The organism is Vibrio sp. 1288 (assembly GCF_033344475.1).
Genome location: NZ_JAWPOX010000272.1, coordinates 1 through 875, shown reverse-complemented (window position 1 = coordinate 875; position 875 = coordinate 1). Strand labels below are relative to the sequence as shown.

Below are 875 nucleotides of genomic sequence, written 5' to 3'. Positions count from 1 at the left end.
GGCATTGTATATATCTCACACCGCCTGAAAGAAATCTTTGAAATCTGTGACGACATTACGGTGCTTCGTGACGGTAAATTTATCGGTGAATGCCGAGTAGCAGACACGGATGAAGACGGCTTAATCGAAATGATGGTTGGCCGTAAATTAGAAGAGCAATACCCACGTATTGATGTAAAGCACGGCGAGACATGCCTTGAAGTGATTGGCTTGACAGGTTCTGGCGTTCACGATGTGAGCTTCACGCTTAAACGCGGTGAGATTTTGGGTATCTCTGGTTTGATGGGCGCAGGCCGTACCGAGTTAATGAAAGTGATTTACGGCGCGCTACCAAGCGAGCATGGCGTTATCAATCTCGATAACAAAACCATTAATCCGGTTAGCCCGCAAGATGGCTTGGCAAATGGCATCGCTTATATCTCGGAAGACCGCAAAGGGGATGGTCTGGTGCTGGGCTTATCCGTGAAAGAGAACATGTCTCTGTGTGCATTGGATAAGCTAACTAAAGGTGTGCAAATCCAGCACGGCGAAGAAGTCATTGCGGTGGAAGATTTCATCAAGTTATTCAACATTAAAACACCAACTCGCGACCAAATTATTGGCAACCTTTCTGGTGGTAACCAACAGAAAGTAGCGATTGCGAAAGGGTTAATGACCAAGCCTAAAGTTCTGATTTTGGATGAACCAACGCGTGGTGTTGACGTTGGTGCTAAGAAAGAAATCTACCAACTCATCAACAAATCTAAAGCCGACGGCATGAGCATCATCTTGGTTTCTTCTGAGATGCCAGAAGTGCTAGGCATGAGCGATCGCATTCTTGTGATGCATGAAGGTCGCATAACTGGCGAATTTGATGCGAAAGACGCCGATCAAGA

1 protein-coding gene is annotated in these 875 nt (G+C 46.2%); it reads left to right on the top strand.

Going from position 1 to position 875, the window contains the following annotated elements; genetic code table 11:
- On the top strand, positions 1-875 hold an 875-nt coding region (locus R8O11_RS26170; protein ID WP_318194734.1), incomplete at both ends, for an ATP-binding cassette domain-containing protein.